The 19,562-nt window shown below is 73.1% G+C and carries 14 protein-coding genes; 6 read left to right on the top strand and 8 right to left on the bottom strand.

All coding sequences use genetic code 11. The features are described 5' to 3' along the window. Nucleotides 1-62 precede the first annotated feature (62 nt). On the top strand, nucleotides 63-1,265 hold the full coding sequence (locus ABD223_RS09895) for an MFS transporter (protein ID WP_344035719.1): 1,203 nt from the start codon (nucleotides 63-65) through the stop codon (nucleotides 1,263-1,265). 104 nt (nucleotides 1,266-1,369) lie between these two features. Here the strand turns inward: ABD223_RS09895 and ABD223_RS09900 are convergent, their stop codons facing one another. Genes ABD223_RS09900 through ABD223_RS09910 form a run of 3 tightly spaced genes read right to left on the bottom strand, consistent with a single transcriptional unit; the run spans nucleotide 1,370 to nucleotide 4,867 of the window. Beyond that, nucleotides 1,370-2,722 carry a cytochrome D1 domain-containing protein gene (locus ABD223_RS09900; protein WP_344035720.1) on the bottom strand — a complete coding sequence of 451 codons (1,353 nt, stop codon included), beginning with the start codon at nucleotides 2,720-2,722 and terminating at the stop codon, nucleotides 1,370-1,372. Nucleotides 2,723-2,738: 16 nt separating this feature from the next. After that, a complete protein-coding gene (locus ABD223_RS09905; protein ID WP_344035721.1) occupies nucleotides 2,739-3,965 on the bottom strand; it encodes a hypothetical protein in 1,227 nt (408 codons plus the stop codon). Nucleotides 3,966-4,006: 41 nt separating this feature from the next. Further along, a complete protein-coding gene (locus ABD223_RS09910; protein WP_344035722.1) occupies nucleotides 4,007-4,867 on the bottom strand; it encodes a glycosyltransferase in 861 nt (286 codons plus the stop codon). A gap of 82 nt (nucleotides 4,868-4,949) precedes the next feature. On the opposite strand from ABD223_RS09910, the gene ABD223_RS09915 reads away from it, so the two are divergent. The 3 genes from ABD223_RS09915 to ABD223_RS09925 are packed head-to-tail and all read left to right on the top strand — an operon-like array spanning nucleotide 4,950 to nucleotide 8,673. Beyond that, on the top strand, nucleotides 4,950-6,032 hold the full coding sequence (locus tag ABD223_RS09915) for a glycosyltransferase (RefSeq protein ID WP_344035723.1): 1,083 nt from the start codon (nucleotides 4,950-4,952) through the stop codon (nucleotides 6,030-6,032). Further along, entirely contained in the window at nucleotides 6,017-7,459 is a 1,443-nt protein-coding gene (locus ABD223_RS09920; protein WP_344035724.1) for a lipopolysaccharide biosynthesis protein, read from the top strand. The genes ABD223_RS09915 and ABD223_RS09920 overlap by 16 nt, the downstream gene beginning before the upstream one ends. Next, nucleotides 7,456-8,673, top strand: coding sequence for a rhamnosyltransferase WsaF family glycosyltransferase (locus tag ABD223_RS09925; protein WP_344035725.1), 1,218 nt, complete (start codon nucleotides 7,456-7,458; stop codon nucleotides 8,671-8,673). Before ABD223_RS09920 ends, ABD223_RS09925 begins: the two co-directional genes overlap by 4 nt. A gap of 191 nt (nucleotides 8,674-8,864) precedes the next feature. Here ABD223_RS09925 and ABD223_RS09930 read toward each other — a convergent pair whose 3' ends face one another. After that, entirely contained in the window at nucleotides 8,865-9,800 is a 936-nt protein-coding gene (locus tag ABD223_RS09930) for a TolB family protein (RefSeq protein ID WP_344035726.1), read from the bottom strand. Between the two features lie 127 nt (nucleotides 9,801-9,927). Between ABD223_RS09930 and ABD223_RS09935 the strand changes: the two genes are divergently transcribed. Together ABD223_RS09935 and ABD223_RS09940 are read left to right on the top strand one after the other, a co-directional pair. Continuing rightward, entirely contained in the window at nucleotides 9,928-10,974 is a 1,047-nt protein-coding gene (locus tag ABD223_RS09935) for a hypothetical protein (protein ID WP_344035727.1), read from the top strand. A 1-nt stretch (nucleotide 10,975) separates the two neighbouring features. Next, nucleotides 10,976-12,322: an O-antigen ligase family protein gene (locus ABD223_RS09940; protein ID WP_344035728.1), complete on the top strand. Its 1,347-nt coding sequence runs from the start codon at nucleotides 10,976-10,978 to the stop codon at nucleotides 12,320-12,322. Between the two features lie 39 nt (nucleotides 12,323-12,361). Here the strand turns inward: ABD223_RS09940 and ABD223_RS09945 are convergent, their stop codons facing one another. The 4 genes from ABD223_RS09945 to ABD223_RS09960 are packed head-to-tail and all read right to left on the bottom strand — an operon-like array spanning nucleotide 12,362 to nucleotide 19,510. Continuing rightward, a complete protein-coding gene (locus ABD223_RS09945) occupies nucleotides 12,362-12,922 on the bottom strand; it encodes an acyltransferase (protein WP_344035729.1) in 561 nt (186 codons plus the stop codon). Continuing rightward, entirely contained in the window at nucleotides 12,919-14,010 is a 1,092-nt protein-coding gene (locus ABD223_RS09950) for a DegT/DnrJ/EryC1/StrS family aminotransferase (RefSeq protein ID WP_344035886.1), read from the bottom strand. The genes ABD223_RS09945 and ABD223_RS09950 overlap by 4 nt, the downstream gene beginning before the upstream one ends. Beyond that, nucleotides 14,010-14,666, bottom strand: coding sequence for a NeuD/PglB/VioB family sugar acetyltransferase (locus tag ABD223_RS09955; RefSeq protein ID WP_344035730.1), 657 nt, complete (start codon nucleotides 14,664-14,666; stop codon nucleotides 14,010-14,012). Before ABD223_RS09955 ends, ABD223_RS09950 begins: the two co-directional genes overlap by 1 nt. Then, nucleotides 14,663-19,510 (bottom strand): DUF4082 domain-containing protein, encoded by a 4,848-nt coding sequence (locus tag ABD223_RS09960; RefSeq protein ID WP_344035731.1) that lies wholly within the window; start codon nucleotides 19,508-19,510, stop codon nucleotides 14,663-14,665. Before ABD223_RS09960 ends, ABD223_RS09955 begins: the two co-directional genes overlap by 4 nt. Between the last annotated feature and the right edge of the window lie 52 nt (nucleotides 19,511-19,562).

Here is a 19,562-nt window from a genome sequence, read left to right on the forward strand (position 1 = left end):
GGACGCCGTTACGGTGGTCCGACCACCGGTAACGGTCACCGCCCGTAGCCGATAACCGGGGCATGTACGTCGCGTCGGCCCGACCCGCGGAGCGGGTCAGGGGCAAGGTGCCCGGCACCGTGGTCGCCCTGGGGGCGGTGAGCCTGCTGACCGACGTGTCGGCCGAGATGGTGACCGCGTTCATGCCGGTCTACCTGCTCGTCACGCTCAACATGAGCTACGCCCAGTTCGGTTTCCTCGACGGCCTGTACACGGGGGCGACGGCGGTGCTGCGGCTCGTCGGCGGGCACCTGTCCGACCGGTCCCGGCGGCACAAGGCGGTCGCCGCGGCCGGTTACGGGCTGTCGGCGGTGACGAAGCTCATCTTCCCGGTGGTGGGCGCGTCGGCGTTCGGGATCGGCGCGACGATGGCCGCCGACCGCGCGGGCAAGGGCCTGCGCACCGCGCCGCGCGACGCCCTGATCTCCCTGGCGACCCCGCCGGACCGGCTGGGCGCCGCGTTCGGCCTGCACCGCACCATGGACACGGTCGGCGCGCTGCTCGGGCCGCTGGTGACGTTCCTGCTGCTGTACCAGGTCGGCACGGTCGCCGGGCCGGTGTTCGTGGTCAGCGCGTGCTTCGCGGTGGTGGGGCTGATCGTGCTGGTGGCGTTCGTGCGGGAGAACCCGGGACCCGCGCCCGCCGGGCCGAGGCCGTCGGTCCGGGCCGGACTGGCGCTGCTGCGGGACGCCGGCTACCGGAAGGTGGCGGTCGCGTCGGCGGTGCTGGGCCTGGCGACGCTGTCCGACGCGTTCGTGTTCATCCTGGTGCAGCGGGCCACCGGCGCGCCGCTGCACCTGCTGGCGCTGTTCCCGCTCGGCACCGCGCTGGTCTTCCTGCTCGCCGCCGCGCCCGCGGGCGGGCTCGCCGACCGGGTCGGCCGGTGGCCGGTGTTCCTGGTCGGGCACGTGCTGCTGCTCGGCGTGTACGCGGTGCTGCTCGTCCCCGGCACCGGCTACCTCGGCGCGGGCGCGGCGCTGCTGCTGCACGGCCTGTTCTACGCCGCGACGGACGGCGTGCTGTCGGCGCGGGTGAGCGCGCTGGCGCCGGAGGCGCTGCGGGCGTCGGGCCTGGCGGTCGTGCAGACGGGGCAGGCGCTGGCCCGGTTCGCGTCCTCGGTGGCGTTCGGCTTCCTGCTCCAGCACGCCGCGTTCGGCACGGCCGTCTGGACGGCGATCGGGTCGCTGCTGGTGGCCGTGCTGGTGGCCTGGCGGCTCAAGGCCTGACGCGCTGCCGCGGGCCTGGTGGGCTGCCGCGGGCCTGGCGGAACCGCCGCGGCGCCCCCTGTGGCGGGGACGCCGCGGCGGTGCGCCTCGGAGTCAGAGCGACCTCAGAGCAGGGCGATGTGGCCGTGGGAGACGGACCTGCCGTGCGCGGCGTTCCCGGCGAACGCGGCGGTGTAGCCCCGCAGGAGCGTGTCCAGGCCGACCAGCAGCGGCACCGGGGCGTCGCACCTCGCCTCGCCCCGGGCGTCGGTGGTGGCCGCGCACAGCGGGTGGCCCTTGATCGTGCGGAACACCACCCTCTCCCCCGCCACCGGGCGGCCGGTGTGCGACTCGACGAGCGTGGCGTCCACGCCGCGCAGGGTGAAGCCCAGCAGCAGCCGCAGCTGGAGCTGCGCGTGACCGGCGGTGAGCTCCGTCGGCGCGGGCGGCACGGCGTGGATCGCGACGCCGACCGGGTTCACGCCGACCGGCACGGTCCTGGTCACGGCCAGGGTGGCGGTGTCCACGACGGACACCGTGCCGCCGGCGAAGTTGGTCACGTAGGCGCGGGAGCCGTCCGGGGTGAGGGCGACGCCGATCGGGCGGCTGCCGACCGGGACCTGGGTCACGTGCGCCAGGGCGTCCACGTCGACCACGGACAGGGTGTGGCCCTCGCTGTTGGTGACGAACGCGCGGCCGCCGTCGGGCGAGACCGCGATGCCGTGCGGGACGAAGCCCACCGGCACCGCGCCGATCACCGCGTTGGTGGCCGTGCTCACCACGACCACGTTGTTGGACGCCTTGTTCACCACCAGCAGCTCCGCGCCGTCCGGGGTCACCGCCACGGCGGTCGGGGTCGAGCCGGTGGGGATCTCGGCGACCTCGGTGTTGGTCGCGGTGTCCACCACGGACACCGTGCCGGGGCCGGCCACGTCGTGCGCCACGTACAGGCGTCCGCCGTCCGGGCTGATCGCCACGCCGTCGGCGTTCGGGCCGACCGGGATGGTCTCGGTGGCGGTCAGCGTGGCCGCGTCGACCACCGAGACCGTGCCCGCCCGGTAGTTCGACACGTACACGTGGCCGCCGTCCGGCGAGACCACGACGCCGGCCGGGCCGTCGCCGACGGGCACCGCCGCGTCCACCGAGTTGGTGGGCGTGTCGATCACCGTCAGCGTGTTGTCGCGCACGTTGGTCACGTAGCCGCGCGCGCCGTCGAACGCGACGCCCACGCCGTAGGGCGAGCCGTTGGCGGAGTCGCCGAGGGTGGCCGTGACCGCGTCGGAGGCGGTGTCGAGCACGGACACGCCGCCGCCGTTGTTGGCCACGTACCCGAGCACGCGCGTGGGCGCCGGGGCGGCTGTGGTCGGTGGGGTGGCTGTGGCAGCCGTTCGGGCGGTCGCGGCGGGTGGGGCGAGCAGCAGCGCCGCCGCCGCGAGGGCGACCGCCCCGCCCAGCGCTCGTGAGGATGTCGGCAGCACTGTCGGCCTCCAGGGGTCAGAAACGGTAGATGTGCACCCCGTACGGGGCGAAGTCGTCGACGATGCGGCCGTCCGTGATCGGCACGGTCCGGTCCTCGCCGACCACGGTCGCCGTGCCCTGCCGGACCGGCACCTCCACCGTCACCCGGGCCGCCAGGCTCCGGGGGTGGTCCCGGTTGCCGTCGGTCTGCGCGAGCACCCAGTGGGCGCCGTCGACCCGCTTGTGCAGGAACGCGACCGGGATGCCGTTGTCGCTGATCGCCCGCACGCCCGGCTGGTTGCGCGCGTTGAGCACGGGCGCGAGCGACTCCAGCCGCGCGTTGACCTCCGTCACCCGCTGGGTGATCTCCGGGCGGGTCAGCACGCTGGAGTACTCGCCCTTGCCGTCCGGGTAGAAGCTGTGCGCGAAGTAGTTGATGCCGGTGGCGCCGTGCAGGACGGTGTTCCACACCGCCGACTCCAGCTGGTCGGCGTCGATGATCTCGCCGTGGGTGTGCGGGTGCCCGGTCTCCACGAACCCGTACAGCGGCTTGTCCGGCCCGCACCACTTGCGCATCGTGTCGATCACCTCGCCGTAGGCGTACGCGCCGACCGTGTGGTTGCGGTCGGGGTGCGTCCAGGCGTAGTAGTCGGCCGAGGCGATGTCGGCGGCCGAGCAGTAGGTGCGCATGTCCTCTTCGTAGGACTTCTCGATGTGGCCGTAGCCGATCTCACCGGTCGGCGTGCCCATCCACGGGCTGAAGTTGATGTAGGTGGGCCGCGTCGGGTCCTGGGCGCGCACCCGGTTGGCCGCCGCGAGGATCGCGGAGGGCTGCATGTCCGGGTTGAACACGTCCCCGTAGACCTTGTTCATGTCCGGCTCGTCGGCCACCAGGTAGCCGACGTAGTTGCGGGCGTGCGCGGTGTCGGCCAGCACGGTGTCGACCCGCACCGGGTCGACGTACACCCGCCAGTCGGTCTCGTACAGGCCCTCCTGGCGCAGGTACCACCACTGGTCCTCCCACAGCCCGATGCCGAAGTCGACGCCGATGCGGGGGAACGCGCGGCCCAGCTTCTCGCCGTGCTCGATCCCGGACGGGTCCTGCATCCAGACGTTGATCGGGAACACGTTCGGGTCGCCGGTCGGGTTCGGGCCGTTGGCCCACTGCTGGTAGTAGCCGGGCAGCGGGGTGGGGATCGGCGCGGGCCACGCCGCCGACCGCCCCTCCGCCTCGGCCGTGCAGGCCGCCGTCAGGATCAGCACCGCCAGGAGACATGGTGGTCGGGCCATCGTCGTCAATCCCCTCAACCGGTGGTCTTGGTGCGACCGCGCGCGGCCAGCACCTGCTTGGCCTTCTCGAAGCCGCCGGGGCCCAGCAGCCTCATCGCCGCGGTCTTGGCCGCGTAGCGGGCGCCGTCGCGCGCCACCCGCAGCGGGTGCCCGACGAACCGGTCGCGGGCCAGCAGCCCGGCGGCCGGCTCCGGCACGTCGCCCAGCGCGTCGCCGAACAGCGCCCGGTGCGGCGCGGGCGAGACCAGCCGGCCCCGCGTGCGGTTGCTCACGTTGCCGCCGTGCACCACCTGGAGCCAGCCGGGCGGCCCGCCCAGCGACACCACCTCGGCGTGCCGGTGCAGGCGGTTGTGCCAGTCCACCCAGCAGGTGACGGGGTCGTCCCAGCTCTCCCGCAGCGAGGCGAACGCGTTGTCGCGGTCGTGGTGGGCGTACAGCCCTCCCGGGCTCTTGACCAGGCCGTTCGCCAGGTACAGCGCGGTGCGGCGGCCGGTCGGCCGGTCCGCCTGGAGGCGGGCCACGAAGTCCGCGGCCAGGCCGTCGTCGTTGTCGAGGTTGGTGGTGATGAGCCCGTCACCCCTCGTGGCGAAGAGCTTCGAGATGTCCTCGACCAGCTCCTCGCGGCTGACCTGCGTGCGGAACACCGGCGCGTAGGCGTCGCCGTGGGAGGCGATCCGGTCCTTGAGCCACGCCGGGCTCTCCGGGTCGAAGTAGATGAGCCACCGGAAGTTCGAGGAGGTCTGGGCCGCCACCGAGGGCAGGCAGTACCTCTCGAACAGCCCGACGCGCTCGACCAACCAGCCCTCGCGCGCCCGCACGACGCTCTCCGCGCCCACGGACGGCAGGTTGAAGCGCGTCAGCACAACGTGGTCCATCGAGAACCCCTTCCCGTCCCCTCGTACATCGGGATCGGGAGCGGACCGTTAACGATCCGCCGGCGAGCACGATGAGTAGGTCGTGACTGAGCCCTCGGCACGACCCACGGTCGACGTGGTCATCCCCTGCTACAACTACGCGCGGTTCCTGCGGGCGTGCGTGAAGAGCGTGCTCGACCAACCCGGCGTCGACGTGCGGGTGTTGATCATCGACGACACGTCGGACGACGACACGCCCGAGGTGATGGCCGAGCTGGTGCGGGACCCCCGGGTCGAGGGCCGGCGCCACGAGGTGAACAGAGGTCACATCGCGACTTACAACGAGGGCCTGCTGGAGTGGGCCAAGGCCGACTACACGGTGCTGCTGTCGGCCGACGACCTGCTGGCGCCCGGTTGGCTCGCCCGCGCGACCGCGGTCTTCGAGGCCAACCCCGGTGTCGGGATGGTGTACGGGCGGGTCGTCTACTACACCACCGACGGGGACGGCGACCGGGCGGCGGCCCACGACGCCCCCCGGTTGCCGCGGGTGGTGGCGCCCCCGGCCGGCCGCACCGTGTGGTCCGGTGTGGACTGGGTCGAGGCGCGCTGCCGCACCGGGCAGAACGTGCTGTCCTCCCCCGAGGCCGTGGTGCGCACGTCGGTGCAGCAGGCGGTCGGCGGCTACCGGCCCGACCTGCCGCACGCGGGCGACCTGGAGATGTGGATGCGCATCGCCGCGGTGTCCGACATCGGGTACGTGAGGGGCGAGCCCGCCGCCTACTACCGCGTCCACCAGCAGTCCATGATGCGCACCCGGTTCTCGTCGCTGTTCGCCGACCTGGAGCAGCGGCAGGCCGTGTTCGACCTGTTCTTCCGCGAGCACCCCGACCTGCCGCCGCGCCTGCGGGCGCTGGCCAACCGGTCGATCGCGCGCGACGCGCTGTGGCGGGCCGTGCGCGCCTACGACCGGGACCAGCTCGACGACATCCCGGTCGACGAGCTGGAGGACTTCGCCCGCCGCGTCTACCCCGACACCGAGCGGCTGCCCGAGCACCGGGCGCTGCGGCGGCGGCGCGCGCTCGGGCCCAAGGCGTGCAGCCGCACCCAGCTGTTCCTCGGCTCGCACCTGGTCAAGCGCGGGCGCGGCCTGGTCGACAAGCAGCTGTGGAAGTGGCGCGGGCAGTGACCGCCGGCCTGGAGCGCAAGGTCACCTCGGCGATCCGGTGGAGCGCCGTCAACAGCCTCCTCCAGCGACTGGGGCAGGTCGGCGTCGGCGTCCTGATCGCCCGGCTGGTCGCGCCCGAGCAGTTCGGCGTGTTCGCGGTGGCGCTGGTCGTGCTCAACATCGTGCTCAGCGTCAGCGAGATGGGCGTGAGCGTCGCGCTGGTGCGCAGCGAGAAGCCGGTCGAGGAGCTGGCGCCGACGGTGACCACGCTGTCGATCGCCTCGGGCGTGCTGCTGTGCCTGGCGTGCGTGGTCGGCGCGCCGTTCTTCGCCGAGGCCATGGGCACGCCGCAGGCCACCGGCGTGATCCAGCTCATGTCGGTGTCGCTGGTGGTGGCGGGCGCGTCGGCGGTGCCGGGCGCGCTGCTCCAGCGCGAGTTCCGGCAGAACCACAAGTTCGTGGCGGACACCTCGGGGTTCGTCGTCGGCACGGCCGTGGTGGTGGCGCTGGCGCTGCTGGGCTTCGGCGCGTGGAGCCTCGCCTGGCAGCGGATCGCGGTCAACCTGGTGTCGGCCGGCGTGATGTTCGCCTACACCGAGCGGCGCTACCGGCCCGGGTTCGACGCGCGGCAGGCGCGGGAGCTGCTGGGGTTCGGCCTGCCGCTGGCCGGGGCGAGCCTGCTGGTGTTCGGCGTGCTCAACGTCGACCAGATCGTGGTCGGCAGCGTGCTGGGCACCGTGCCGCTCGGGTACTACCTGATGGCGTTCAACCTGGCGAACTGGCCGGTGGCGGCGTTCTCCCAGCCGGTGCGCAGCGTGTCCCTGGCGGCGTTCTCGCAGGTCAGGAACGATCCGGAGCTGTTCGCGCGCACGTTCGCCCGCGCGTTGCGGCTGCTCGCGCTGGCCACCGTGCCCGCGTGCGTGCTGCTGGCCGCGCTGGCCGACCCGCTGGTGCGGATCGTCTACGGCGAGCGGTGGGCGCCCGCCGCGCAGGCCCTGGCGATGCTGGTGCTGCTCGGCGCGCTGCGGGTGGCGCTGGAGCTGGGGTACGACTACCTGGCCAGCGCCGGGCGGTCGCGCGCCATCCTGGTCATCCACCTGGTGTGGCTGGTCGCGCTGGCGCCGCTGCTGGTGCTGGGCGCGCACGTCGACGGCATCCGGGGCGTGGCGGCGGCGCAGAGCGTGGTCGTGCTGGTGTTCATCGTGCCCGCGTACCTGGTGGCGTTCCGGCCCTACGGGTTGCGGGCGCGGGTGCTGGGGGCGGCCGTGGCGCGGCCGGTGCTGGGCGGCGCGGTGATGGTCGCCGTGGCGCTGGGCGTGCAGTGGCTGGTCGAGGACCCGCTGTGGCGGCTGCTGGCGGGCGGCGCGCTGGCGTCCCTCGCCTACGCCGCCGTCGTCTTCCCCCTGCGCCACGAGGTGCTGGGGCTGCTGAGGAGGAGCAACGCGTGAGGGTCGTCCAGCAGTTGCAGCGCCGCGCGCACCAGGTCTCGCGCATCGTGCGCGAGCAGGGGGTGCGACAGCTCGGCGCTCGCGCGCTGAACAACGCCGCCCGGCGGTTCGGCGCGGACACCGAGGTGTTCCCGGTGCGGCTGGAGGACGTGCGGGCCGCCGACCTCGCCGCGCCGCGGCCGCTGGTCGTGCCGCCCGTGCCCGCGGACGGCAAGCTGACCGTGAACTGGGTCAGCACGCCGCCCGCGCCCGGCTCCGGCGGGCACACCACGATGTTCCGGCTGGTCGAGCACCTGGAGTCGCTGGGCCACACGTGCCGGCTGTACCTGTACGACGTGTACGGCAGCCGGGCGGTGGACCACGAGCCGGTGATCCGGTCGGCGTACCCGGGGTTCCGCGGTCCGGTGCTCGACGTGCTGGACGGGATGGCCGACGCGCACGCCGTGTTCGCCACCGCGTGGATGACCGCCTACCCGGTGTTCAACGACCCGTGCGCGGGCAAGCGGTTCTACCTCGTGCAGGACTACGAGCCGTGGTTCTTCCCCGTCGGCGGGCTGTCGGCGCTGGCGGAGAACACCTACCGGATGGGCTTCCACGGCTTCACCGCGGGCCGCTTCCTCGCGGACAAGCTGCGGACCGAGGTCGGGATGCCCGCCGACCACTTCGACTTCGGCTGCGACGCGGACCGCTACCACCTGCGCGAGGGCGTGGCGCGCGACGGCGTGGTGTTCTACGCCCGGCGGCTGGCGCCCCGCCGCGCCACCGAGATCGGTCTGCTGGCCCTGGAGCTGTTCGCCGACCGGCACCCCGACCTGGCCATCCACACCTACGGCGAGAAGATCGGCGCCCTGGGCCCCCGCCACGTCGACCACGGCCTGATCAGCCCGGACCGGCTCAACGACCTCTACAACCGCTGCTACGCGGGCCTGACCCTGTCGATGACCAACGTGTCCCTGGTGCCGCACGAGATGCTGGCCGCGGGCTGCGTGCCGGTCGTCAACGACGCGCCGCACAACCGCGTGGTCCTGGACAACGACCACGTCCGCTACGCCCCCGCCACCCCCCACGACCTGGCCCGCGCCCTGACCGACGTGGTCACCGCCCCGGACTTCGCCACCCTGGCCCGCACCGCCTCGACCAGCGTCTCCAGCCGCTCCTGGGACGCCGCGGGCCACCAGCTGGAAAAACTCCTACGCCACCACCTGAACCTCTAACCCCCGCGTGTCCTCCGCTCAGGCATCGCGTGTCGTCCACTCGGACATCGCGTGTCGTCCGGTCCGACACCGCGTGTTGTCCAGTCAGGCAGGCAGAGCCGTGTTCCGAATGCGCAGTTCGCAGTGCCGGAGTGGAGGACACGCAGTGCCGGAGTGGAGGACACGCAGTGCCTGACCGGAGGACACGCGGGTCAGGGTGGGGAGGGGCTCGTGGCGTCGGGGATCAGGAGGGTGGCCGGGGTGGCGCCGGTGGCCTGGACCAGGTGGACGGCCGGGTGCTTGGCATCTCGGGGGACGGCGGCGAAGGCCAGGCGGGTGTCGTCCAGCCAGGTGGCCTGGTCGTCGATGCCGGCGGTGCCCGGGAGGCGGGTCTCGGCGTCGGTGGCCAGGTCCAGGACGGCCAGGTCCCAGGGGCCCAGGCGGCCGATCCGCTTCTTGTAGGCGATCTTCGTGCCGTCCGGGGACAGGGACGGGCACTCGGCGTCCCGGCGCAGCGACGTCACCGCGCGGGTCCGGAGGTCGCCCCGCACGAGCCAGGTGAAGCCGCCCGAGGCGAGGGTCGCGTAGAACGTCCGGTCGTCGGCGCCGACGGTCAGGCCCCAGTAGTTGGTGTCCTGCGCCGAGTGCGGCCTGCCCTCGATGTCGGCCGTGAAGCCCTCCAGGGTCTCCACCACCTCGCCGGTGCGCAGGTCCAGGAACCCGGTGCGGGTGGAGAAACCGCCCGGGACGGCGTACGAGTCGCCGGTCACGAACGACGTCCAGGCGACCACCTGGCCGGACGCCGACACCTTGGCGCGGCTCGGGATCCCGGGCAGCGGCACGGTCCGCACCACGGCCCCGTCGCGCGTCACCTCCACCGCGTACGTCGGCCCCGGCCCGGCGAGCCTCAGGCACACCTCGGTGCCGCCCGCGCGGTAGAAGCGCTGGCACGTCCGCCCGGTGGCGCTGCGCGCGCCGGGGTCGGCCAGGCTCACCTGCTCGACCCTCGACCAGCCGTCGGCCAGCTCCACGTAGAGCAGGTCGCCCTCACCCGCCGGTGTGGCCGCGGTGGCCGCCTGCCGCCCGTCGCGGGCGACCGCCGCCACGTAGATCCCGCCCGCCACCACGACCAGTACGATGGCGGCCACGGCGAGCACGATGCGACGCGAGCCCAAATCCATCACCACCTGTAACGACAAGGCGCAAGTCAGCCGATTTCAGGGTAACAACACTCTTGCGCACCTCTACGCAGGGTAAACGCGGATCGGGGAACGGATGGACTTCTGGGGCGCGCTGCGTGTCCTGCGGAGGCGGTGGTACATAGCGCTGCCGTCGGCGCTCCTGGCCGTGGGCTTGGCCGCGGGCGTTTTCGTGTCGATCCCGACCCGCTACGAGTCCACCGGTGTGATGGTGTTCACCTCGCCGTCGGCGGGTGGCACGTTCTCGGAGAACGTGTCGCCCGAGGAAGCGGTGAAGATCAACCCGCTGCTGGCGTTCGACGGCAGCCTGTCGACCACGTCGCAGATCATCGCGCAGATCCTGGCCGACCCGAAGACCCGGGAGAAGCTCGGCATCGTCGAGGGCTCGACCGCGAACTTCACCGCTTCGGGCGGCGGCCAGAACGGGCCGTTCATGTTCGTGGTGACCGACTGCGAGTCGCCGGACGAGGCCGAGAAGCTCGTCACCACGGTGCTGGAGTTCGCCCGTTCGGAGCTGGACTCGCAGCAGCGCAAGCTGAACGCGCCGGAGCCGACGTTCATCACCTCCCAGGTGATCGTGAACCCGACGGCGGCGGAGGCGCAGATCGGCGGGAAGGTCCGGTACGCGGGCGCCGCGTTCGTGCTGATGATGTTGTTCACGCTGGCCGCCACGTTCGCCTCGGACAGCGTCATGGGCAAGCTGAAGCGCCGCAAGGAAGCCGAGGCTGAGGCAGCGGCGAAGGCGGAAGAGGATGCGGAGGCGGGCGCCGAAGCCGCCGGGTCGCGGAACGCCCAGAACGCCCAGAACGCCGGGAATGGCGACACCGCAGGGCGGGGGCAGCAGAACGTGCCGCAGGCGCAGCACGGGCAGCAGCAAGGGCAGCAAGGCCTGCCGCAGGCGCAGCAGCGGCCGCCGCTCGACGGGCAGCCGCGGCGGCCCGAACCGCAGGCCGGCGCGCCCGTGCAGCGGCCGCCCGCGCGCAGGCAGCCCACGGCGGCCGAGCAGACGGTCAAGGTGCAGCCCACGGCCAGCGAGAAGACGGTGAAGATGACCGCCGTCAGCCCGCCCGACCAGCCGAAGCCCGGCGCGCCCACCTGGCCCGCCCGCGAAGACCCCCGGTGAGATGAGCGCCCTGACCCGCGTGCGGCAACGCGCGGACGGCGCCACGCTCGTCTGCGCCTACCTGCTGGCGCTGCTGGTGATCCCGGCCCGGCTGGTGCTGTCGTTCGTGCCGATGACCCTGCCGCCGGCGCTCGTGGTGGCGCTGCTGCTGGGCGTGCTGTCGCTGTCCGCCCACATGGTCGACACCCTCGGCATGGGCAAGGGCCGCAACGCGCTGCGCACCGCCGTGCTCATCTACCTGGCCATGCACCTGGCCACCTACGCGGTCGCCACGCGCCGCTGGCTGCCGATGGACGAGCTGACCGTCGCCGACAGCAGCATGGTGCGCATCGTGGCCACCATCAGCGTGGCGCTCTTCGCCTGCGACGCCATCCGCACCCGCGACCGCCTGGACAAGGTGCTCAAGCTGGTGCTGGCCTGCTCGGCGCTGATCGCGTTCGTGGGCCTGGTCCAGTTCGGCGCCGGCGTCGACCTCGCCTCCTACGTGAGCCTGCCCGGCCTGCGCACCCAGGAGAACGCCTACTCGGCGATGGAGAGCCGGTCGATCTTCCGCCGGCCCACGGGCACCACCAATCACCCCATCGAGTACGGCCTGGTGTGCGCGATGGCCGTGCCGCTGGGCGCGCACTACGTGTTCCGCGCCCGCGACGAGGGCACGCCGCAGCTGCGCTGGTGGCTGTGCCTGGCCATGGTCGGCCTCGGCGGTCTGACCGCGCTGTCCCGCACCGCGATCCTCGGCATGGCCGTGGCGGGCGTCGTGCTGGTCCTGACGCTCCCCCGCCGCCGCAAGCTCACCGTCTCGCTGCTGGGGATCGGGTTCTTCCTCGGCGCGAGCCTGACCGTGCCGGGCCTGTTCGGCACGATCCGCGGCATGTTCGCCAACATCGAGGACGACCCGAGCGTCAAGGCGCGCACCGCGGACTACGAGGCGGCGGCCGACCAGATCGATCTGAACCCGTTGCTGGGCCGCGGTTTCGGCACGTTCCTGCCGACGAAGTACACGATCCTGGACAACCAGTTCCTGCTGACCCTGATCGAGAACGGCTACCTGGGCCTGTTCGCGCTCGTCGGCATGTTCCTGGCCGCCTGCTACGCGACCTCGCGCACGCGCCTGATCAGCCGCGACGAGAACCTGAGGGGCCTGGCGAGCTGCCTGCTGGCGGCGGTGCTGGTCGGCGGGATCGCCTCGGCGACGTTCGACCTGCTGAGCTTCGGCGTGGCGACCGGCATGGTGTTCACCACGGTGGGGTTGTCCGGCGCGGCGCTGCGCATCGCCCTGGCCGAGCCGGGCGCGGACCGCGGGCCGCTGGTCGGGTCGGACGTGGGTTCGGGCGGGGCGGTCCGCTAGGGCCTCCGGGGACGGCGGACCCGGAGGCCCCAGCGGGGGTCAGGCGCGGGTCAGGCCCTGGTCGCCCTCCGCGTGGCGGCTGCCGCAGTCCGGGCACGCCAGCACGGCGTCCAGGCGCTGCCCGCACGCGCACACCCAGCCCTTGTGCCGCGCCGGGTTGCCCGCCACGAACGCGTGCGCGGGCACGTCCCGGGTCACCACGGAGCCGGCCGCGGCGAACGCGTGCTCGCCGACCTCGACGCCGCACACCACCACGGCGCCCGCGCCGAGCGTCGCGCCCCGCCGCACCACCGTGGACAGCAGTTCCGCGCCGCCGCGCTTGATCGCCGCGCGCGGCCGCAGGTCGTTGGTGAACAGCACGTTCGGCCCGAGGAACACGTCGTCCTCGCACACCACGCCGTCGAACACGAGCGTGCCGTTCTTCACCGTCACGTTGTCGCCGAGCACCGCGCCGCCCTCGACGAACGCGCCGTCGCAGATGTTGCAGTCCCGGCCGACCCGGGCGCCGGGCAGCACGTGCGCGAACGCCCACACCCGCGTGCCGTCGCCCACCTCGGTGCTCTCGCACAGCCCGCGGGGGTGCACGAAGACGCCGCTCACCGCACGGCCCCGGCCAGCGCGGCCACGACCCGCTCCTGCTGCGCCGGCGTGATCTCCGGGAACAGCGGCAGCGACAGGATCTCGCCCGCCACGGCCTCGGCCACCGGGAAGTCGCCCGGCGCGTGGCCCAGGGACTCGAACGCGCCCGTCAGGTGCACGGGGGTCGGGTAGTGGATGCCCGCGCCCACGCCGGCCTCGTGCAGCGCGCCGAGCACCCGGTCGCGCTCGGGCACGCGCACCACGTACAGGTGCCACACCGGCAGGTTGCCCTCCAGCACGACCGGCCGCACGACGCCGGGCACGTCGGCCAGCATCGCCGAGTACCGGTCGGCCGCCGCGCGCCGGGCCTCGTTCCAGCCCTCCAGCCGGCGCAGCTTCGCCGACAGCACCACGGCCTGGAGCGTGTCCAGCCGGCTGTTGAAGCCCAGCACGGTGTGCTCGTACTTGCGCGGCGACCCGTGCTCGCGCAGCAGCTCCACCGCCTCCGCGAGCGCCGCGGACGACGTCAGCACCGCGCCGCCGTCGCCGTAGGCGCCGAGGTTCTTGCCCGGGTAGAAGCTGGTCGCGGCGATGTCGCCGAGCCCGCCGACGGGCACGCCGTGCCGCCGCGCGCCCTGCGCCTGCGCCGCGTCCTCGACGATCGGCACGCCGAACTCGCGCAGCTCCTCGACGGGGGCGGCCTGGCCGTACAGGTGCACCGGCAGCAGCGCCTTGGTGCGCGGCGACAGGGCGGCGGGCACCAGCGACGGGTCGATCAGGCCGGTGTCGGCCACGCAGTCGACCAGCACGGGCGTCGCGCCGGCGCGGGCCACCGCCTCGGCGGTGGCGATGAACGTGTTGGCGGGCAGCACGCACTCGTCGCCCGGCCCGACCTCCAGGGCGCGCAGCGCCAGCTCGATCGCGTCGGTGCCGTTGCCGACGCCGACGCAGTGGGCCACGCCCTGGTAGGAGGCGAACTCCTCTTCGAACGCGGCCACCTGGCGGCCGCCGATGAAGGCCGTGGTCTTGAGCACTTCCGCCCAGCCCTCGGCGACCTCGTCGGCGACCTGCTCGTGCTGGGCACGCAGGTCAACCAGCGGGATGTCGATCACGAACCGTTCCCCTCTCGCAGTCGCCGGGCGGGGTTGCCCGCCCAGACCTCACCCGCGGGGACGTCGTGGAGCACCACCGAGCCCATGCCCACGACGGCTCCCGCGCCGATCGACACGCCTTCCCGGACCGCGCTGCCCTGCCCGAGGTAGGCGCCCTCCCCGACGCGCACCGATCCGCCCAGGGACGCGCGGCCGGCGAACGTCGCGCCGTCGGCCACCTCGTCGTCGTGGGTGATCAGCACGTGCGGCATGGCGACCACGTGCGCCCCCAGGCGCAACGGCGTGGTCACCACCGCCCCGGCCAGCAGGACCGAGCCCGGTCCCACCGCCGTGCCCGCGGCCACCGACGCCGCGGGGTGGACCACGGTCGCGTACCGGTCGGCCGGCAGGTCGAGCCGGGCCACCACGCCCAGCCGGCCGCGGGGCCGGTGCGCGTTGGCCACGCACACCAGCACCGCCGCGTCGGTCATCTCGTGCACCAGGTCCGACCCGCCGACCACCGGCAGGCCGTCCAGGTCCGCGCCGCGCCGCGCCGGGTCGTCGTCCAGCGCGCCCACGGGTCGCCACAGGTCCGGGAGGAGGCGGACGGCCGCGAGGACCTCGCGGGCCAGTCCGCCGCCGCCCACCAGCAGCAGGGGCCGGGGCGCGCTCATCCGGTGGTGAACACGACGTCGACCCAGTAGTTGCTGCCCGCGTAGGACTGCTCGGGGAACCCCGGGCCGTCGCCCTTGTACAGGCCGTTCGCCATGCCCTCGGCGCTCGCCGGCGCGCTCAGCGGCGGGCTGGTCACCGAGTTGCCCATGAAGTACCCGACGTCCACCGAGTAGTGGCCCTCCGGTGCGAAGTACGACGCCACGTACGTGGTGCCGGCGTTGACCCGGACCGGCTGGTCGAAGACCAGCGACTGCCAGCCGGTGGCGGTCTCGTCGACGAACGTGCCCCTGGCCAGTTCCTGGCCGGTCGCCGACCACAGGGTGCCGGTGTGCGTGCCGGTGTTGCCCGCGCCCTTGTAGAACCTGATCCCGGTGACCTCGCCGTTGGCCGAGGGCACGAACCGCACGCCCAGCTCGTGCGGGCCGGTCGCCGCGTCCGACGCCACGGTGGGCGCGGTCGCCGCGCTGAACAGCGAGCACGGGCAGTTCCCGGCGGTGGTCGTGGTGAACGACCAGGTGGTCGGCGCGGCCATCACGTTGCCGTAGACGTCGGCGATGCGCAGGCTCGCGGTGTAGGTCGTCCCGCCGCCCAGCGGCGCCGCGGGCGTCCAGGTCACCTGCTGCTGGTTCGCCGACAGCGACAGCGTGCCGGCGAGCTTCGCGCCGCCCGAGTCGACCAGGGTGAACTGCGCCGAGGCGAGGTCGACCGGCTCGTCGAAGCCGGCGGTCAGCGGCGCGGTGCGCGACACCTGGCCCGCGCCGTCGAGCGGGGTGCGCCCGTTGACCACCGGCGGGTCGTTGTCCTCGTTGGGCAGGTACACCACGTCGACCCAGTAGTTGCCGCCCGCGTAGGAGTCGGTCGGGTGGCCGGCGCCCGCGCGGTAGACGCCGTTGCCGCCGTCGCCCGCCGCGGGCGCGGTCAGCGGCCCGGAGACCACCCGGTGGCCGCTGAAGTACTCGCCGTCGACGGAGTACCTGCCCGTGGTCGTGGTGTACGAGGCGGTGTAGGTGACGCCCGCCGTCACGTACACCGGGCTCGCGAAGGTGAGCGTCTGCCACCCGGTCGCGGTCTCGTTCTGGAACGTGCCCTTGGCCAGTTCCTGCCCGGTGGGCGACCACAGCGTGCCGGTGTGCGCGCCGGTGTTCTCGGCGCTCTTGTAGAACTTCACGCCGGTGATCCGGCCGCCCGAGGTGGGCGTGAACCGCACGCCCAGCTCGTAGGTGCCCGAGTCGGTCGCCGACCGCACCGTGGGCACGGTGGCCGCGCTGAACAGCGAGCACGGGCAGATGGACGTGGTCGCGGTGGTGAACGACCACGTCGCCGGGTTCGGCATCGGGTTGCCGTTGGCGTCGGCGATCAGCACGCTCGCGGTGTACCGGGTGTTCGGCACGAGCCTGCCCGCCGGCGTCCACGTGATCGTCTTCTGGTCGCCGGACAGCGAGAGCGAGCCGGTGAGCTTCGCGCCGCGCGGGTCGCTCAGCTCGACCTGGGCGGACGCCGGGTCGACCGGTTCGCTGAACGTCGCGGTCAGCGGGGCCGTGACCGCCACGCCCGTGGCGTCGACGCCCGGCGACCGGTTGGTCGTGGTGGGCGGCGTGGTGTCGCCGTTGAGGCCGTTGCGGTAGATGACGTCGACCCAGTAGTTGGTCGCGTTGTAGGTCTTGTCCGGCATCACGCCGCCGGGCCCGTAGTGGTAGACGCCGTTGGCGCCGTCCACGCCGTCGGCGAGCGCCCGCAGGCCCGCGTGGCTCGCGCCCTGGTTGGCGAACCCGCCCGGCGTGACCGAGTAGCGGCCGTTGGGCGCGTGGTAGGACACGACGTAGGTGGTGTTCGCCTGGACCTGGACGGGACCGGCGAAGACCAGCCGCTGCCAGCCGCTGGCGGTCTCGTCCTCGAACGTGCCCGTGGCGAGGATCAGGCCGTTGGCCGACCAGAGGGTGCCGGTGTGCGTGCCGGTGTTGCCCGCGCCCTTGAAGAAGCGGATGCCCAGCACCTCGCCCTTGCCGTTGAAGCGGATCTTCGTGCCCACCTCGGTCGGGGTGCTGTCGTCGGCCGCGTAGACGGCGGGCCGGGCGAAGTCGTCCCAGATCGTGCACGGGCAGGTCGCGGGCCTGGTCGCGCCGGTGGTGAACGACCAGGTCGTCCGGACCGACTGGTTGCCCGCCGCGTCGGACACGCTCAGCGCCGCCGTGTAGGAGGTGTTCGGGCTCAGCGGCTGCGAGGGCGTGAAGGTGACCTTCTTGTCCTCCTCCGACAGCGCGGTCGAGCCGGACGCCGCGCCGTTCGGGCCGGTCAGCGTGAACTGGGCGGAGCCGGGCGCGATCACCTCGTCGTAGGAGCCGGAGACGGCCGGGGTGAGCGACACGGTGCCCTCGCCCGCCAGCGGCGCGGTGGCCGTCAGCAGGGGGGCGCGCAGGTCGGGGCCGGGGTCCGGCGCCCACACCACGTCGACCCAGTAGTTGCTGCCCCAGTGGGACTGCGTCGGGAAGCCGGTCGAGCCGAAGCGGAACAGGCCGTTGGGGCCCTCCTCGCCGTTCTTCGGCGCGGTCAGCGGCTCCAGGTGGTGCCGCCGCTGGAGGAAGTGCTCCAGGTCGTAGGAGTAGCGGCCCTTGGGCGCGAAGTACGACACGACGTAGGTGGTGCCGGCGAAGACCTGCACGGGCCGGGCGAAGACCAGGGTCTGCCAGCCGGTCGCGGTCTCGTCGACGAAGGCGCCGGTGGCGAGCTGCTGCCCGGAGGCCGACCACAGCGAGCCGGTGTGCGTGCCGGTGTTGCCGGGTCCCTTGTAGAACCGGACGCCGCGCACGTAGCCGTCGCCGCTCGCGCGCCACTTCACGCCCAGCTCCAGCGGCGACGGGTCGCCGCTGTCGACCACGTCGGGGGTGTCGGCGTCGGTCCACAGCCCGCACGGGCAGGTGCGGGCGGTCACGCCCGGCGTGGCCACCACCGGGGTGGACAGGTTCACCGAGTCGTCCACCGCGCGCACCCGCAGGCTCGCCGGACCGGACCTGTCCGGCGTGTAGGTGTAGGTCCACGTGCTCCGGCCGGCGAGCCAGTTCGCCGGGTGCCAGCGGTCGCCGCCGTCGGTGGACACCTCGACGCCGGCGACCCGGCCGCCGCCGTTGTCGGTGACCACGCCGCCGAACGCGTAGGGAACGCCGACCGCCGACACCGCGGGCACGGTGGTGAACGCCGCGGTGGGCGGCGCGTTGTCGTTGCTCGCGGTGGCCTGGACCAGGTCGGGCTGGAGCGTGGTCGCGGACACGCCCATGTCGGCCAGGAAGTTGACCGTGGCCTGCTGCATCCGGACGTCGGAGGTGGGCGTGTTGGTCAGGAAGGCGTGCTCGTCGTCGACGCCCCACGCCCACTGCACGGTGCCCGCGCCGAACACCAGCGAGCCGCTGGGGTGCCGGTAGTAGGTGATCGCGTGGGTCTTGGTGTCGGGGGTGTAGTGGTCGCCGTGGTTCTGGAGCACGTACGGGCCTTCGGGCATGTCGACCGTGGTGCGCGACAGCTGCGCCACGCCCGGCGGCTGGAAGCCGTTGTCCTCGACGGAGTTCCACTCGTAGCCGAGGGTGCCGGGCTGGAAGGTGTAGGTGGTGTTGTCGGCCATGCCCTGGAGGTCGGTGTGCCGCCAGAGGCGCATCCTGCCGTAGGCGGCGGGCACCTGGAGGGAGTCGTCGCGGCGGCCGTTGACGGTGAAGATGTTGCCCAGCAGGGCGTTCTCGGGCCGGCCGCCGTCCTGGTCGGGGTAGCGGGGGTCGCGCCAGGTGCCGGTCCAGTCCGCCAGGCCGTCGTTCTGGGTGCCCTTGGTCTCCTTGTAGCTCGCGATGGTCCGCCAAGCCGTGCGGGAGTCGGCGATGGAGGGTTCCCAGCGGGTCTTCCAGAAGATCTCGTTGCCGGTCAGGAACGCGAGGTGCACGCCCGCCGCGCGGGCCGCCTCCACGTTCGCGCGCTGCTCGTTGGACCAGTACTCGTCGTGGCCGACGGCCATGAACACCTTGTGGTTCCTGATCAGGTGACCGCGGCGGGCCGAGTCCACGTCGGTGGTGTAGCTCAGGTCGTAGCCGTTGCGCTCCAGGAACCGCAGCATCGGGTACTCGGCGTTGAAGATGAAGTTGTCGTCGCCGTCGCCGCCGGTGTAGGGCCGGTTGTAGCTCACCTTGTAGGCCTGGCCGCCCTGGCCGGGGCCGTCGCCGAAGTAGAGGCTGTTGCCGCCGTAGCGGTTGTAGGCCACCCAGGTGGAGTCCGAGGTCTGGAACAGGATCTTGGAGGTGCTGCTGTCGTCGCGGACGACGAACACGATCTCGTTCTCCGCGCCGGTGTCGTCGCGGTGCGCCCGCGCGTAGTACAGGCCGGACACGGCGTCCGCGGGCACGTCCCAGCTCAGCGACACGTCCCAGTTGCCGCAGTCGATCAGCGCGCTGCCGTCGGTGCCGCGCCGGCACGGGTCCTGGTTCTGCGGGCTGGTGCGGGTGATCCGCTGCTTGAAGTGCGCGCCGACGCCGCCGTACCAGCCGAGCCGGTAGATGTCGATGTAGTAGGAGGGCGCGCTGGTCAGCATCTTGAAGTCGACCCGGCCGCCGGGGTTGGCGCTGATGTCCGCGGTGAACCCGAGGATCGACTGGTCCCGGTAGGCGACCTGCCAGTCGGGGGTGCCCTGCCGGTCGTTCTCGCAGGCGACCTCGTTGACCACCGGCGCGGTGCACGGCGCGGCGGCCGCCTCGGGCGCGCGGAACGCGCTGACGACGACCAGCAGGGAGGCCGCCAGGGCCGTCACCACGAGCAGTCTCAGCAGGTCGGCCGCGAGCGCGGGCCTCGCCCGCGACGGGAGGGCGGTCATGGGTCACCTCTCGGACAAAGCTGCTGACTACTGGGAGTAACTGCCCGGACAC

The sequence above is a fragment of the Saccharothrix xinjiangensis genome (assembly GCF_039527585.1).
In the GTDB taxonomy this organism is placed as follows: Bacteria; Actinomycetota; Actinomycetes; order Mycobacteriales; family Pseudonocardiaceae; genus Actinosynnema; species Actinosynnema xinjiangensis.